This is a genomic window from Pseudomonas sp. FW306-02-D09B, from assembly GCF_058782685.1.
The window spans coordinates 62,439-78,421 of the sequence record NZ_JBYSXY010000011.1 but is presented as its reverse complement, the minus strand read 5'-3'; the positions used below and the strand labels follow the sequence as shown (position 1 = coordinate 78,421).

Sequence of the window (15,983 nt, the reverse complement as noted above, 5' to 3'; positions counted from 1 at the left end):
GGAATAGAACATGAGCGCAAAAGTCTGGTTGGTGGGTGCAGGTCCCGGTGACCCCGAATTGCTGACCCTCAAAGCTGTACGGGCGCTGAACGAAGCCGATGTGGTGCTGATCGATGACCTGGTCAACGACGCGGTGCTGGTGCATTGCCCGCAGGCACGAATCATTGCGGTCGGCAAACGTGGTGGCTGTCGCTCTACTCCGCAGGCGTTCATTCATCGCTTGATGCTGCGTTATGCCCGCCAAGGCAAGTGTGTGGTGCGGCTCAAGGGCGGCGATCCGTGCATTTTCGGGCGTGGCGGTGAAGAAGCGCAGTGGCTACGCGAGCGCGAGATTGAAGTGGAGTTGGTCAATGGCATCACCGCAGGCCTGGCCGGCGCAACGCAATGCGATATTCCCCTGACCCTGCGCGGCGTTGCCCGCGGCGTAACTCTGGTCACCGCGCACACTCAGGACGACAGCGAGCTTAACTGGCGAGCCTTGGCCCAAAGCGGTACGACGCTGGTGATTTACATGGGCGTGGCGAAATTGAGCTCAATTGGCGAGCAATTGCTCGCCGGTGGGATGGCGGCTGATACGCCCGTGGCGATGATTGAAAATGCTTCATTGCCACACCAGCGTGAATGTCGGAGCAGCCTGACAGCGATGCAGGAAGATGCCCACAGCTTCCAACTGAAAAGCCCGGCGATCCTGGTGATCGGTGCGGTGGCTGCCAGTGACAATGCCAAGAGATCGCAGCCTGCAACAGCTTCTAGAGAAGAGTTCTGGAACGCTAACCTGGCGTAAGCGCCCTCAAAGGCTCGGACCGCGCTCGGACGATCTTTCAAAAAGCTAAATCGCAGACAAAGAAAAGCCCGGCCTAAGCCGGGCTTTTCCGAACTACCAGGCTAATTACTTAGCGGTAGCTTCAACCTGCGCTTCTACGCGACGGTTTGCAGCGCGGCCAGCTTCAGTGCTGTTGTCAGCAATTGGGCGGGACTTGCCATAACCAACCGAGTGAACGCGGTTAGCTTCAACGCCGTCTTTGACCAGAACTTGCTTAACAGCGTCAGCACGACGCTGGGACAGCTTCTGGTTGTAAGCGTCAGGACCGACGTTGTCGGTGTGACCTTCAACTACGGTGGTGGTGTTCGGGTACTGCTTCATGAAGTCAGCCAGGTTCTTCACGTCGCCGTAGCTGTTTGGCTTAACAACAGCCTTGTTGAAGTCGAATTTCACGTCCAGTTGAACGCGAACAACTTCAGCAACTGGAGCTTCTGCAACTGGCTCTGGAGCCGGTGCCGGAGCTACTGGAGCTGGAGCAACTTTGCCGCCAGTGCCGCCGAAGTTAACACCCAGGCCGATCAGAGCCTGGTAGTCCCAACGACCGTTGTCCAGCTTGTAGTCGGCTTCAACGCCAGCACGAGCGTACAGGTTGTCGGTCATGTACCACTTGGCGCCAGCGCCAGTGGTCAGGTAGGTGGACTTGTCACGACCAGTGTGACCGTCAGCAGCGACGTTGGTCATGCTGCCGTGGGATACACCGCCTTCAACGTAAGGACGGATAGCGTCGCCTACGGTACCGAAGTGGTACTGGGATTTCAGACCGAAGTGATCGCCTTTGATCCGCTGGTTGCCAGTGTCGGTGTCCGAACGAGTGTATTCGTCTTTGCGATAGGTCGCGTTCACAGACACGTCATCGGTCAGGAAGTAGCCGATCGAGACGCCAGGAGTGCGGCCGTTCTGGTAGGAATCGACGCTGTGGTTCCAGGTTTTGCCCCAGAATGCTTCCCCTTCGACCGCGCCTTGGCCTTGTGCCAGAGCGCCGAACGAAGTAGCGGCAATAAGAGAACCAATGGCCAAGCCCAAGGTGTTTTTCAGTTTCATCCGTTAAATCCCCATCTGGTGATTGTAAAGCAGTCCCGCAAACCGGGGGACAACTCGGCGGCAAGTCTATCAGAACTTGCCTACACGTAAGAAATATTTGCGCTGAACTAAGTTTCAGCGATGCCCGCAAATTTCTCACGCAATTTGTCAAGAGCGCGTTTGTACCGCATTTTCGTTGCACTCAAACCCATGTGCATGATGTCCGCGATCTCCTGAAACTCCAACTCTGCGACAAATCGTAGCACTAGAATTTCTCGGTCAATCGGGTTCACATACACTAACCAGCGATCAAGTCCACCCTTTTCCTCAGGTTTCGGCGCCTTCTCTTCAGACGCTTCCTCAAGGGGGTCCAGACTCAAAGCATCCATCAAGCGACGCTTACGCCGCTCCTTCCGATACTGTGTGATGCATTCGTTGTACGTGATGCTGTAGAGCCACGTTTTGAACTTCGATTTACCCTCGAAGTTCTTCAGACCGTACAACACCTTCAACATCACTTCCTGACAGACATCATCTGCATCACGATCGTTCCCAAGATACCGTGCACAAACGTTAAATAATGTTCTCTGATAACGCCGCATCAGCTCTTCGTAGGCGCGCGTCACGTGAAACAGCTCCGTGTGCGAGCGCGCGACCAACTCCTCATCAGAGAGCTCGCGGGGGTCGTAGCGCATGGATAGCGATTGGGCTTTATTCAAAACAAGTCGGGCCGACAGTCAGGTCAATGTCCGCCGCAGCCCATCGTATCGGGCATTTTGCGGCGGCATACATTAGCAGGGTTTGCCGGGTTAGCGGCTACTAACATGCTGTTCCAGGAGGATCCGATTGGAAAGTGAGACTAGCTCACCCTCATCGGTCAGCAATGTAGTTTTAACCGTGCCGATCTCTTCGATCTGACCTTCGACCTCACCAACACGCACTTGTTGCCCAACCTGATACAACTCACGCACATAGATTCCAGCAAGGATCTGACCAGCGATTTCCCGGCTTCCCAAGCCCATGGCCAAGGCAACTGCCAGACCAACGGTAATCAAGACAATCACGATCACATGGTTCAGCAGGTCTGTTTTGACTTCAAGCTGACTGATCGCAACCGAAATACTGATGATGATCACCAGGCCCTGAGCGATACGTCCAAGGCCCGATGCGTAATCCAGCCCTACGCCTTCTGCGGCGCCACGCACCAGCCCGTTGGCCAATTGAGCGAGCAATACGCCCACCAGCAACACCAGCGCGGCACCAAATACTTTCGGCAAATACAGTGCCAGCATGTCGAGCGTAGCCGAAACTCGCTCCAAGCCAAGGGATTCTGCAGCAGAAACCAGGAAAATCAGCAAAACGAACCAATAAACGATCTTGCCGATCAGCGTAGAAATCGGCACCCGCAGCCCTGCGCGGGACAGCAGCTTGGTCAAGCCGGTACCGCCCATCAAGCGATCCAGGCCCAGTTTTGCAAGCAATTTCGAGAGCAGGGTGTCGAGCAGCTTGGCCACGACAAACCCCAGCAGAAGCACTACCAGTGCGCCGAACAGGTTCGGAATGAAGTTCGCTACCTTGGTCCACAACGCGGTCATTGCCGTGACGAGGCTCTGAGTCCAGAGATCAAGTTCCATATTCAATCAGCCTTATCAGCAGTGCGGGCAGCAGGTTTATGACGGGAAACCGGCATGACATGGGCCGATCCGTTATTCAGGGCGATCATCAGCGCGGGCAGCCAGCGGCCCAGCAGACTGAACAGATCACCGGCGCCAACCTGGCGGTTGGCGGTTTTCAGCACACGCCCCAGACAGGCATCGTCGTCACGGGTGGACGGTGATGCCTTGAGCATGTCGCGCAAGGACTGTTCAAACGGATCGTGCATACGCACCTCTCGTGATATCTGTGAAAGACGCGATCAAAATTCTTCGGGTCACATGGCTCTCCCTCATACCCAGCGCAAACGCCGGAACAACCACCACTGCCCCACCCCTACTGTCACCATCATCAGGCAGGCAATCACGAAGCCATAAGGGTTCCCGGAAAAAGGAATTCCGCCGACGTTTATCCCGAGCAAACCGGTCAGAAAACTCATCGGCAAAAAGATCCCGGTGATGATCCCGAAGCGGTACATGATGCGATTCATGTGCACGTTCAAACGCCGGTCTTCGGTCTCCAGCACAAGCCCCACGCGCTCCCGGGTCAATTCCAGCTCTTCCAGGTAACGCGTCAGGCTGTTGTTCAATTCGTTCCAGTAGTCGCCGTCGTCGTCGACAAACCATGGCAGTTTTATCCGCGTCAGCTGGCCGAAAATATCCCGCTGCGGAGCAAGGAAGCGCTTCAGTCCTGCCGCTCGCCGACGGATCTGCACAATGGCGCCATGTTCCGGAGTATACCGTTCGTCGGCATCCAGCTTTTCTTCTTCGTCATCGACGATTTCGGAGAGATCACTGACCAGATCCTGCACTTTATGGGTGAGGTACTGAGCCATATAAAGGACCAGTTCGGAGGTGGTTTTCGGCCCCTTGCCCTCAGTCAGTTGCACCAGCAACTCATCGGTGGCGCGCAACGGGCGTAAACGCAGGGAAATGACCCGCTGAGCAGAGGCGAAGATCCGCACCGACACCATGTCTTCAGGCTCGGCACCCGGGTTGAGGTTGATTCCGCGCAGAAACAGTAACAACTCGGAGTCCGGCAGCGCCAACAGGCGCGGCCGGGTGTTCTCTTCGAGGAGCAGGTCACAGCTGAACTCACTCAGACCGCTGGATTTACGCAACCAGGTCTGAGTTTGCGGGTGACTACGGTCCCAATGCAGCCAAAGGCTTTCATGAGGTTGCAGTTGCAGGTCATCCAGTTCAGTCCGGGCAAGCCAACGCGCACCACCTTTACCATCCAGCACCAGGGCATGCACCAGCCCCCACTGCGCGTTTTCTTCCTCGAACATCCTCACCCCTGGCTTGAATCGGCTGTTTATTCTGGCATCTTCAGCGGACTTGGCGAGACGATCACGCCGTTATTGTCCGCGTAAATGTATTCACCCGGACGGAAAGTCACGCCGGCGAAGGTTACCGCAATGTTCAGCTCACCGACGCCACGCCTGTCGGTTTTCATCGGGTGGCTGGCCAGCGCCTGCACGCCCAGGTCGGTTTGCGCGATAACGTCGACATCACGGATGCAGCCGTAGATAACCAGCCCTTCCCAGCCGTTTTTCACGGCTTTCTCGGCGATCATGTCGCCCAGCAATGCGCGGCGCAGCGAACCACCGCCATCGACCACCAGCACCTTGCCATTCCCTTTGTGCTCGACCTGCTCCTTGACCAGCGAGTTGTCTTCGAAGCACTTGATGGTAACGATTTCGCCGCCAAAGGAGTCACGGCCACCAAAATTGCTGAACATCGGCTCAAGCACCTGCACCAGTTCCGGGTAGGCATCACACAGGTCGGGAGTAAGGTAATGGTTCATCGAGAAACTCCTGTAAGAGAAAGAACAGATCGTGGGCTGTCGAAAATCGCAGGGGTTACGGTATTGAATGTGTATTCGCCACGGTTAAACATCGATCCCGACGCGATCACCCTTGTAAGCCACCTTCAGCATACTCAAGCCAGGGCACTGTGCCTGTACCGGCACGCCGCTGGGCAACTGAAACTCGATACCGTGGCGCTGACAACGCAGAATATTTCCCGACAATGTCGCGCTGCCGAGCGGCGAGCCTTGGTGCGGGCAGCTGTCTATCAGCAACAACGGCTGATTATCCAGCACCAACAGCAGCAGGCTACGCCCTTCAACCTGGAACGTCCGCCGATAACCTTCATTCAGATTGATCAGACGCTCAAGCGGTACGAACATAAGGTCGACTCAACAACCGTTTGTGACCAGAACAGCTCAATGCGTCATATCTTAGCCGTTCGCTGATCGGAGTGAAACGCTCTTGTCAGAGCATTCGTACTCAGACTGCTGTCGCCAAACTCGGCTTATCAGCCAACAACGGCGCCTGCGGATCTGTCAGCCAGCGCTGCACCAACGGCCAGACTTCGGCCTGAGCAGCTTTGCTGACAAGCATTTCAACATGCCCGAAATTATCCGAAAAACCCTGGTCGCGCCCCAGGCAGATGAACTGCTTGTGCTCGGAACCGATCTGATCGAACAGCTTGCGACACGCCCAATCCGGGTCCTGATGATCGCTGGTCGCGCTGACGCCCAGGACCGGCACCTGAACCTCTGCCAGCCCGGCCCACCAGTCTTTCTCGGCATCGCCGAAACGTCCGAACAGGCCGTACCAGCGCATGCCCTCCAGGGCCAGGCCTATCGGCTCGTCCTCCGGACCACGCTTGAGGCGAGAGCCCGAAATTTGCGCGAAACGCTTCAGGATGAACCGCCCGCTCCACTCCACCGGGGGAATTTTCAACGGCCAATAGGTGCGACTGACCTGCGTACCAAAAAATGCCGCAGAGGCCACGGCAGGCTCGCCCAGGTACTGACCACCCAGCGCTGCCGCCAGGGTGATGCCGCCCAGTGAATGGCCAATCCAGTGCGGAACCTGAGCGCTTTGCTCACGAACGAACGCAGCAATCGCCGGCAGATCGTAACGGGCATAGTCGGCAACGCGGTTCTTTCGATAGTTCTGGTTGCGCTGGGACAAGCCGTGACCGCGCATTTCCGGTATCCACACATCAAAGCCGGCACGCGCCAGATAGGCGCCCAGACCAAGGCCTTTGGGGGAAAACCAGAAACGCCGATTGGAAAAGCTGCCATGCAGCAAAATCACCGGAACGCCACGCACGGCGGGCTCATCGGCCATACCCAGGCGGGTAACCGCCAGTTCTACGGTGCCGTCCGGGCTGTTGCCGGGTTTCAAACGATAGACGTCCTCGCTCAGATCGCCGCGACGCTCGGCGCTGATCAAGGCGACAGGAAACAGGTTGCTGCTGCTTTGCATAATGCTCTTGCACAAAAAAGGGCGGCGTCCACCGGAGCCCGCCCTACTTGAATCTTAAAGCCCGTGTCAGCAGTGTAGCCGACCCGGGCTTCATTCACGGATCAGACTTCAGCCTGACCTTCAGCCAGGAAGAACCAGGTTTCCAGTACGGAATCGGGGTTCAACGAAACGCTTTCGATACCCTGTTCCATCAGCCACTTGGCCAGGTCTGGGTGGTCGGAAGGGCCCTGGCCGCAAATACCGATGTATTTGCCGGCCTTGTTACAGGCCTGAATCGCGTTGGACAGCAGCTTCTTGACCGCTGGATTACGCTCGTCGAACAGATGCGCGATGATCCCGGAGTCGCGGTCCAGGCCCAGGGTCAGCTGGGTCAGGTCGTTGGAGCCGATGGAGAAACCGTCGAAGAACTCGAGGAACTCTTCAGCAAGGATCGCGTTGGACGGCAGTTCGCACATCATGATGACGCGCAGACCGTTTTCGCCACGGGCCAGGCCGTTTTCGGCCAACAGCTCCACAACCTGGCTGGCTTCGCCCAGGGTACGGACAAACGGCACCATGATTTCGACGTTGGTCAGGCCCATCTCGTTGCGCACGCGTTTCAGCGCGCGGCATTCGAGTTCGAAGCAGTCACGGAACGACTCGCTGATGTAACGCGAAGCGCCACGGAAGCCCAGCATCGGGTTTTCTTCTTCCGGCTCGTAGAGCTTGCCGCCGATCAGGTTGGCGTATTCGTTGGACTTGAAGTCCGACAGACGCACGATGACCTTTTTCGGCCAGAACGCGGCAGCCAGGGTGCTGATGCCCTCGACCAGTTTCTCGACGTAGAAGCCGACCGGATCGTTGTATCCGGCAATGCGCTTATCGACGCTTTCCTTGATTTCCAACGGCAGGCCGTCGTAGTTCAGCAGTGCTTTAGGGTGCACGCCGATCATGCGGTTGATGATGAACTCCAGACGGGCCAGGCCCACACCGGCGTTCGGCAACTGCGCGAAATCGAAGGCGCGATCCGGGTTACCGACGTTCATCATGATTTTGAATGGCAGTTCCGGCATGGCGTCGACGGAGTTTTTCTTGATGTCGAAGCCCAGCTCGCCTTCGAAGATGAAACCGGTGTCGCCTTCAGCGCAGGAAACGGTCACGCCCTGGCCGTCTTTCAACAGTTCGGTGGCGTTACCGCAACCCACGACGGCCGGGATCCCCAGCTCACGCGCAATAATCGCCGCGTGGCAGGTACGGCCGCCACGGTTGGTGACGATGGCGCTGGCGCGCTTCATGACCGGTTCCCAGTCCGGGTCGGTCATATCGGAAACCAGAACGTCGCCCGGCTGGACTTTGTCCATCTCGGAAACGTCTTTGATGATGCGCACTTTACCGGCGCCGATGCGCTGGCCGATGGCGCGACCTTCCACCAGCACGGTGCCGGTTTCTTTCAGCAGGTAACGTTCCATGACGTTGGCGTGGGTACGGCTTTTCACGGTTTCAGGGCGAGCCTGAACGATGTACAGCTTGCCGTCGTCACCGTCTTTGGCCCATTCGATGTCCATCGGGCACTTGTAGTGCTTCTCGATGATCATCGCCTGCTTGGCCAGTTCGCTGACTTCAGCATCGGTCAGGCAGAAACGTGCACGCTCGGCCTTGTCGACATCGACAGTCTTGACCGAACGACCGGCCTTGGCTTCGTCGCCGTAGATCATCTTGATGGCTTTGCTGCCCAGGTTACGGCGCAGAATCGCCGGACGCCCGGCTGCCAGCGTGCCTTTGTGGACGTAGAACTCATCCGGGTTCACCGCGCCCTGCACGACGGTTTCGCCCAGGCCGTAGGCGCCGGTGATAAACACTACGTCACGGAAGCCGGATTCGGTATCGAGGGTGAACATTACGCCAGCAGTGCCGGTTTCCGAACGGACCATGCGCTGTACGCCGGCCGACAGGGCAACCAGTTTATGGTCGAAGCCCTGGTGCACGCGGTAGGAAATGGCACGGTCGTTGAACAGGGAAGCAAACACTTCCTTGGCAGCGCGAATGACGTTTTCGACGCCGCGGATGTTCAGGAAGGTTTCCTGCTGACCGGCAAAGGAAGCGTCCGGCAAGTCTTCAGCCGTTGCCGAAGAGCGCACGGCCACGGCCATGTCCGGGTTACCGGCCGACAGCGTGGCGAACGCGGTGCGGATTTCGGCGTTGAGCTTCTCCGGGAACTCGGCTTCCATGATCCATTGACGGATTTGCGCACCGGTTTTCGCCAGGGCGTTCACGTCGTCGACGTCCAGCGCGTCGAGGGCTGCGTGGATCTGGTCGTTCAAACCACTTAATTCGAGAAAATCACGATAAGCCTGAGCCGTCGTGGCGAAGCCACCCGGGACCGATACACCGGCACCTGCAAGATTACTGATCATCTCGCCCAGGGATGCGTTCTTGCCCCCCACATGCTCTACATCATGGACGCCGAGCTTATCGAGGGAAACTACGTACTCTACCAAGGTGATCTCTCCACTAACTGTGTTGGAAAAGCTCAGGGCGCCGGCAGCTCATCAGGAGCATTTGCCAGCAATATGGCCTGGACCTGGAAAATAAGTGAGAATGCGGGCCAATCCAGGCCGACAAACCGCGCCTATCATATCCAAGAATCGTCACCAGCTTAAGGCCCAAGGCGCAAATGAAACGATCTGCTTTCTTTATCTCCGATGGCACGGGCATTACAGCCGAAACCCTGGGTCAAAGCCTGTTGGCGCAGTTCGAAAACATTACCTTCAGCAAAGTCATACGACCGTACATCGACAACGTGGACAAAGCGCGGGCCATGGTACAACAAATCAATATGGCCGCCGAAAAGGACGGATTTCGTCCGATCATCTTCGACACGATCGTCAACCAGGATATTCGTGAGATCCTCGCGACCTCCAATGGTTTCATGATCGACATTTTCTCGACCTTCCTCGCGCCGCTCGAGCAGGAACTGAGCGAACACTCGTCGTATTCGGTCGGCAAGTCCCACTCCATTGGCCACAACTCCAATTACATGGAGCGTATCGAGGCAGTGAACTTCGCCCTCGACAACGACGACGGCGCCCGCACCCACTATTACGACAAGGCCGACCTGATCCTGGTCGGCGTGTCGCGCTGCGGCAAAACCCCGACCTGCCTGTACATGGCCATGCAATTCGGCATTCGCGCGGCCAACTACCCGCTGACCGAAGACGACATGGAGCGCCTGCAACTGCCATCGGCATTGCGCGCCCACAAGCACAAGCTGTTTGGCCTGACCATCGATCCGGACCGTCTCACCGCGATCCGCAACGAACGCAAGCCCAATAGCCGCTACTCGAGCTACGCCCAGTGCGAGTTCGAAGTGCGTGAAGTCGAAAACCTGTTCCGCCGCGAGAACATCGCACACATCAACTCCACGCATTTTTCCGTGGAAGAGATTTCGGCGAAGATCCTGGTGGAAAAAGGCGTCGAGCGGCGCTTCAAGTAGGAGCTGCCGCGGGTTCAGCTTCAGATCACGAAGAGATCCATGAAACGGTTAACCGGCGTAGCCTCGAGCTTTGCCTGATCCTGGCACAAGGCAAAGATCTGCGCCGACCGTTGTGCAGTGAATCGGGTTGCCAGATTGGCCTTGAACTTGTCCTCCAGCAAGGGAATGCCCTCGGCGCGGCGACGACGATGACCAATCGGGTATTCGACCACCACTTGTCCGGTGCTTGAGCCGTCCTTGAAGAACACTTGCAAGGCGTTGGCAATAGACCGCTTGTCAGCCTCCAGGTACTCGCGGGTGTAGCGCGGCTCTTCGACAATGACCATCTTCTCGCGCAACTCGTCGATGATCGGGTGCGCCGCGTGAAACTCGTCTTCGTACTGTTCAGCCACCAGAGTGCCGAAGGCCAGCGGCACGGCGGTCATGTACTGGATGCAGTGATCGCGGTCGGCGGCATTGGCCAGTTGGCCGACCTTGGAAATGATACGAATCGCCGACTCGTGAGTGGTGATAACGATCTTGTCGATTTCATCCAGACGATTGCTCACCTGCGGGTGCAGGGTCACCGCCGCTTCGCAAGCGGTTTGCGCGTGAAACTCGGCCGGGAAACTGATCTTGAACAGCACGTTTTCCATCACGTAAGTGCCGTACTTCTGCGCGAGGCTGAACGTGCGTTTATCTGCGGGCTTGAGCGCCAGGTCCTTGTTGGTATGGCTGAACAGCACGTCGTAGAAACCCCATTGCGGCGCCGTCAATACGCCCGGAATGCCCATCTCGCCACGCATGGCGATGTCCGCCAACCGCACGCCACGACTGGAGGCATCGCCCGCTGCCCAGGACTTGCGCGAACCGGCGTTCGGCGCATGACGGTAAGTGCGCAGTGCCTGACCATCGACAAACGCGTGGGACAGCGCCGCCAACAGTTGCTCGCGATTGGCACCCATCAGTTTCGCGGTCACCGCCGTCGAGGCGACTTTGACCAGCAGCACATGGTCCAGGCCAACCCGGTTGAAGGAGTTCTCCAGGGCAATCACACCCTGAATCTCGTGGGCCATGATCATCGCGTCCAGCACCGCTCGCATGGTCAGCGGCGCATCGCCATTGGCCACGCGTTTTTGCGACAGGTGGTCGGCAACCGCGAGGATCCCGCCGAGGTTATCGGACGGATGGCCCCACTCGGCAGCCAGCCAGGTGTCGTTGTAATCGAGCCAGCGGACGATACAGCCGATGTCCCACGCCGCTTTTACCGGGTCGAGACGAAAATGGGTGCCGGGAACACGTGCGCCAAAAGGCACGACTGTGCCTTCAACGATAGGACCCAGGTGTTTGGTGCATTCGGGAAAGCGCAGGGCCAACAGGCCGCAACCGAGGGTGTCCATCAGGCAATTGCGGGCGGTGTCCAGCGCCTCTTTGGACTCGATCTTGAAATTGAGAACGTAATCGGCAATGTCCTGCAGGACCTTGTCGTAGTCGGGACGAATGTTCAGGTCGACGTTGGCGCTCATGTTCGATTCACTCTGGCAGTGGTTCGTAAATGGGACCTCGGTTCAGGATCAATCTCGGGGGCTAATCTTTCTTATTGTAGGAACGGGATTGAATGTGGGAGCGGGCTTGCTCGCGAAGAGGGTGTATCAGCCGACATCAATGTTGAATGTCAGTCCGTCTTCGCGAGCAAGCCCGCTCCCACAGGGTTCACTTCGGGTTTGCATTACCTCAGAAAGAATCGCCCGGCACGCGCACCCAGCCTTCCATCAATACTCGCGCACTGCGGCTCATGATGGCTTTGGTCACGGTCCATTCGCCATCGACCTGTTGGGCTTCGGCGCCCACCCGCAAGGTGCCTGACGGATGGCCGAAGCGCACCGCGTTGCGAGGAATACCGCCCGCGGCGAGGTTGACCAGCGTGCCGTCAATCGCTGCCGCGGTGCCAATCGCTACAGCAGCCGTGCCCATCATCGCGTGGTGCAACTTGCCCATGGACAGTGCCCGAACTAACAGGTCGACATCGCCTGCCGCCACCGGCTTGCCGCTGGAAGCGAGGTAATCGGCAGGCTGTGCGACGAACGCCACCTTGGGGGTGTGCTGACGCTTGGCGGCGTCTTCAAGATTCTGGATCAGCCCCATGCGCAGCGCGCCATACGCACGAATGGTCTCGAACATCGCCAGCGCTTTCGGGTCGCCGTTGATATCGCCCTGCAACTCGGTGCCGGTGTAGCCGATGGCTTCGGCGTTAACGAAGATGGTCGGAATGCCGGCGTTGATCATGGTCACTTTGAGCGTGCCGACACCAGGCACTTCCAGGTCATCGACCAGGTTGCCGGTCGGGAACATCGAGCCGCCTGCGCCCTCTTCCTCGGCCGCAGGGTTCATGAATTCGAGCTGCACCTCAGCGGCCGGAAAGGTCACGCCATCGAGTTCGAAATCACCGGTTTCCTGCACCGCGCCGTCAGTGATCGGCACGTGGGCAATGATGGTCTTGCCGATATTGGCCTGCCAGATGCGCACCACCGCGATACCGTTACGTGGAACGCGACTGGCCTCGACCAGACCGCTGCTGATGGCGAACGAACCGACCGCCGCCGAGAGGTTGCCGCAGTTACCGCTCCAGTCGACAAAAGGCTTGTCGATGGAGACCTGACCGAACAGGTAATCGACATCGTGATCGGCCTTGATGCTCTTGGACACGATCACCGTTTTGCTGGTGCTGGAGGTCGCCCCGCCCATACCATCGATTTGCTTTTCATACGGGTCAGGGCTGCCGATCACGCGCAACAACAGCGCGTCGCGAGACGGGCCCGGAACCTGCGCCGATTCAGGCAGGTCTTGCAGACTGAAGAACACGCCTTTGCTGGTGCCACCGCGCATGTAGGTGGCGGGAATCTTGATCTGAGGTACGTGGGCCATAATGTTCCTTATGCGCCGGAGCAGGACGTCACCGCCCTGCCCCGGCAAGTCGCGTTAGACAGCAACAGCCGATTCAAGGAAGTCCTGGGCGAAACGCTGCAACACGCCGCCGGCTTCATAGATCGAAACTTCTTCAGCAGTGTCGAGACGGCAGGTAACCGGCACCGACACCTGTTCACCGTTCTTGCGGGTGATGACCAGGGTCAGCGTGGCCCGCGGCGTGCGCTCGCCGATCACATCGAAAGTTTCAGTGCCATCGATGCCCAGCGTCTTGCGGTCGGTGCCCGGCTTGAACTCCAGCGGCAACACGCCCATGCCCACCAGGTTGGTGCGGTGGATGCGCTCGAAACCTTCGGCAGCAATGGCTTCGACTCCGGCCAGACGCACACCCTTGGCGGCCCAGTCACGGGACGAACCCTGACCGTAGTCGGCGCCGGCGATGATGATCAGCGGCTGTTTGCGCTCCATGTAGGTTTCGATGGCTTCCCACATGCGCATGACCTGGCCTTCCGGCTCGACACGCGCCAGCGAACCCTGCTTGACCTTGCCATTTTCCTGAACCATTTCGTTGAACAGTTTCGGGTTGGCGAAAGTCGCGCGTTGCGCAGTCAAGTGGTCACCGCGGTGTGTCGCGTAGGAGTTGAAGTCCTCTTCCGGCAAGCCCATTTTCGCCAGGTATTCGCCAGCGGCGCTGTCGAGCATGATGGCGTTGGACGGCGACAGGTGATCGGTGGTGATATTGTCCGGCAGCACCGCCAACGGGCGCATGCCCTTGAGTGGACGCGCCCCGGCCAGTGCACCTTCCCAGTACGGCGGACGACGGATGTAGGTGCTCATCTCGCGCCAGTCGTACAACGGTTTGACTTTCGGGCCGGTGTCTTCGTGGATGGCAAACATCGGGATGTAGACCTGACGGAACTGCTCCGGCTTGACCGATGCCTTGACCACCGCGTCGATCTCTTCGTCGCTCGGCCAGATGTCCTTGAGGCGGATTTCCTTGCCATCCGCCGACAGGCCCAACACGTCTTTTTCGATGTCGAAACGGATGGTCCCGGCAATGGCGTAAGCCACCACCAGCGGTGGCGACGCGAGGAACGCCTGCTTGGCGTACGGGTGAATCCGGCCGTCGAAGTTGCGGTTACCCGACAACACGGCAGTGGCGTACAGGTCGCGGTCGATGATCTCTTGCTGGATCACCGGGTCCAGCGCACCGGACATGCCGTTGCAAGTGGTGCAGGCGAATGCCACCACGCCGAAACCGAGTTGCTCCAGTTCAGAAGTCAGGCCGGCTTCATCGAGGTACAACGCCACGGTTTTCGAACCCGGTGCGAGGGACGATTTGACCCACGGCTTGCGGGTCAAGCCGAGCTTATTGGCATTGCGTGCCAACAGGCCTGCAGCGATGACGTTGCGCGGGTTGCTGGTGTTGGTGCAACTGGTGATGGCGGCAATGATCACCGCGCCGTCCGGCATTTGGCCGGGCACATCGTCCCACTGGCCGGAGATGCCCTGGGCCGCGAGATCAGACGTAGCGACACGGGCGTGAGGATTGCTCGGCCCCGCCATGTTGCGCACCACCGAAGACAGGTCGAAGGTCAAGCCGCGCTCGTATTGCGCGCCCTTCAGGCTATCGGCCCACAGGCCTGTGGTCTTGGCGTAATTTTCGACCAACTGCACCTGCTCGTCTTCGCGGCCGGTGAGTTTCAGGTAGTCGATGGTCTGCTGGTCGATGTAGAACATCGCCGCGGTGGCGCCGTATTCCGGAGCCATGTTGGAAATGGTTGCACGGTCGCCGAGGGTCAGCGCGGAGGCGCCTTCACCGAAGAACTCCAGCCAGGCTCCAACGACTTTTTGCTTGCGCAGGAACTCAGTCAGCGCCAGCACCATGTCGGTGGCGGTGATGCCTGGTTGCAGCTTGCCGGTGAGTTCGACGCCGACGCTTTCCGGCAGACGCATCCAGGAGGCACGGCCGAGCATCACGCTTTCCGCTTCCAGACCGCCAACACCGATGGCGATCACGCCCAGGGCATCGACATGCGGGGTGTGACTGTCGGTGCCGACGCAGGTATCCGGGAAGGCCACGCCGTCACGCACCTGGATCACCGGCGACATTTTCTCCAGGTTGATCTGGTGCATGATGCCGTTGCCTGGCGGAATCACGTCGACGTTCTTGAAGGCCTTTTTGGTCCAGTTGATAAAGTGAAAACGGTCTTCATTACGACGGTCTTCGATGGCGCGGTTCTTTTCGAACGCTTCCGGATCGAAGCCACCGCGCTCGACGGCCAGGGAGTGGTCGACGATCAATTGCGTCGGTACCACCGGGTTCACTTGCGCTGGATCACCACCTTGAAGGGCAATGGCATCACGCAGGCCAGCGAGATCGACCAGGGCGGTCTGGCCAAGAATGTCGTGGCACACCACGCGGGCCGGGAACCATGGGAAATCGAGGTCGCGTTTGCGCTCGATGAACTGTTTCAGGGATTCGGTGAGCGTGGCCGGGTCGCAGCGGCGCACCAGGTTTTCCGCCAGTACGCGAGAGGTGTACGGCAGGGTGTCATAGGCGCCGGGCTGGATGGCCTCGACTGCCGCGCGGGTGTCGAAGTAATCCAGATGGCTGCCGGGCAGCGATTTGCGGAAATCTGTGTTCATCGTCAGGACTCGGTCACGGTGATTACAAAAGGTGGGGCCTGGCGCCGGCCTGTGGTTGGAATACCTTTAAATGTGGGAGCGGGCTTGCTCGCGAAAGCGGTGCTTCAGTCGACATCAATGTTGAATGTCAGTCCGTCTTCGCGAGCAAGCCCGCTCCCACAGGGTCCAATTACCACATAGAA

General features: G+C 58.5%; 14 protein-coding genes. 2 read left to right on the top strand and 12 right to left on the bottom strand.

Features of this window, described 5'->3' with window-relative positions:
* Nucleotides 1-10 precede the first annotated feature (10 nt).
* A complete protein-coding gene (cobA, locus tag AC3WK5_RS18795; protein ID WP_103315373.1) occupies nt 11-784 on the top strand; it encodes a uroporphyrinogen-III C-methyltransferase in 774 nt (257 codons plus the stop codon).
* 105 nt (nt 785-889) lie between these two features.
* Here cobA and AC3WK5_RS18790 read toward each other — a convergent pair whose 3' ends face one another.
* The 9 genes from AC3WK5_RS18790 to ppsA form a co-directional block, all read right to left on the bottom strand.
* On the bottom strand, nt 890-1,864 hold the full coding sequence (locus AC3WK5_RS18790; RefSeq protein WP_103315374.1) for an OmpA family protein: 975 nt from the start codon (nt 1,862-1,864) through the stop codon (nt 890-892).
* 107 nt (nt 1,865-1,971) lie between these two features.
* A complete protein-coding gene (sigX, locus tag AC3WK5_RS18785) occupies nt 1,972-2,562 on the bottom strand; it encodes an RNA polymerase sigma factor SigX (RefSeq protein WP_075949123.1) in 591 nt (196 codons plus the stop codon).
* A 90-nt stretch (nt 2,563-2,652) separates the two neighbouring features.
* Nucleotides 2,653-3,477: a mechanosensitive ion channel family protein gene (locus AC3WK5_RS18780; protein WP_103315375.1), complete on the bottom strand. Its 825-nt coding sequence runs from the start codon at nt 3,475-3,477 to the stop codon at nt 2,653-2,655.
* Nucleotides 3,478-3,479: 2 nt separating this feature from the next.
* Nucleotides 3,480-3,725: a hypothetical protein gene (locus tag AC3WK5_RS18775; protein WP_054593251.1), complete on the bottom strand. Its 246-nt coding sequence runs from the start codon at nt 3,723-3,725 to the stop codon at nt 3,480-3,482.
* A 63-nt stretch (nt 3,726-3,788) separates the two neighbouring features.
* Nucleotides 3,789-4,784 (bottom strand): zinc transporter ZntB, encoded by a 996-nt coding sequence (locus AC3WK5_RS18770; RefSeq protein ID WP_103315376.1) that lies wholly within the window; start codon nt 4,782-4,784, stop codon nt 3,789-3,791.
* A gap of 26 nt (nt 4,785-4,810) precedes the next feature.
* Nucleotides 4,811-5,302 (bottom strand): ribonuclease E activity regulator RraA, encoded by a 492-nt coding sequence (rraA, locus tag AC3WK5_RS18765; protein WP_054593253.1) that lies wholly within the window; start codon nt 5,300-5,302, stop codon nt 4,811-4,813.
* Between the two features lie 84 nt (nt 5,303-5,386).
* On the bottom strand, nt 5,387-5,686 hold the full coding sequence (locus tag AC3WK5_RS18760; protein WP_054593254.1) for a Rieske (2Fe-2S) protein: 300 nt from the start codon (nt 5,684-5,686) through the stop codon (nt 5,387-5,389).
* Between the two features lie 100 nt (nt 5,687-5,786).
* Nucleotides 5,787-6,776, bottom strand: a complete 990-nt coding sequence (locus AC3WK5_RS18755) for an alpha/beta fold hydrolase (RefSeq protein ID WP_103315377.1) — start codon at nt 6,774-6,776, stop codon at nt 5,787-5,789.
* A gap of 101 nt (nt 6,777-6,877) precedes the next feature.
* Nucleotides 6,878-9,253 carry a phosphoenolpyruvate synthase gene (gene ppsA, locus AC3WK5_RS18750; RefSeq protein WP_103315378.1) on the bottom strand — a complete coding sequence of 792 codons (2,376 nt, stop codon included), beginning with the start codon at nt 9,251-9,253 and terminating at the stop codon, nt 6,878-6,880.
* Between the two features lie 176 nt (nt 9,254-9,429).
* Here ppsA and ppsR point away from each other — a divergent pair, with 176 nt between their 5' ends.
* A complete protein-coding gene (gene ppsR, locus AC3WK5_RS18745; RefSeq protein WP_054593257.1) occupies nt 9,430-10,248 on the top strand; it encodes a posphoenolpyruvate synthetase regulatory kinase/phosphorylase PpsR in 819 nt (272 codons plus the stop codon).
* 20 nt (nt 10,249-10,268) lie between these two features.
* On the opposite strand, the gene prpD is transcribed toward ppsR, so the two are convergent.
* The 3 genes from prpD to acnD all read right to left on the bottom strand — a co-directional run bounded on the left by prpD (nt 10,269) and on the right by acnD (nt 15,801).
* Nucleotides 10,269-11,753, bottom strand: coding sequence for a 2-methylcitrate dehydratase (prpD, locus tag AC3WK5_RS18740; RefSeq protein WP_103315379.1), 1,485 nt, complete (start codon nt 11,751-11,753; stop codon nt 10,269-10,271).
* Between the two features lie 208 nt (nt 11,754-11,961).
* The gene (gene prpF, locus AC3WK5_RS18735; RefSeq protein WP_103315380.1) at nt 11,962-13,152 is read right to left on the bottom strand and encodes a 2-methylaconitate cis-trans isomerase PrpF; all 1,191 of its coding nucleotides are present in this window, start codon (nt 13,150-13,152) and stop codon (nt 11,962-11,964) included.
* A 54-nt stretch (nt 13,153-13,206) separates the two neighbouring features.
* On the bottom strand, nt 13,207-15,801 hold the full coding sequence (acnD, locus tag AC3WK5_RS18730) for a Fe/S-dependent 2-methylisocitrate dehydratase AcnD (protein ID WP_054593260.1): 2,595 nt from the start codon (nt 15,799-15,801) through the stop codon (nt 13,207-13,209).
* Nucleotides 15,802-15,983 lie beyond the last annotated feature (182 nt).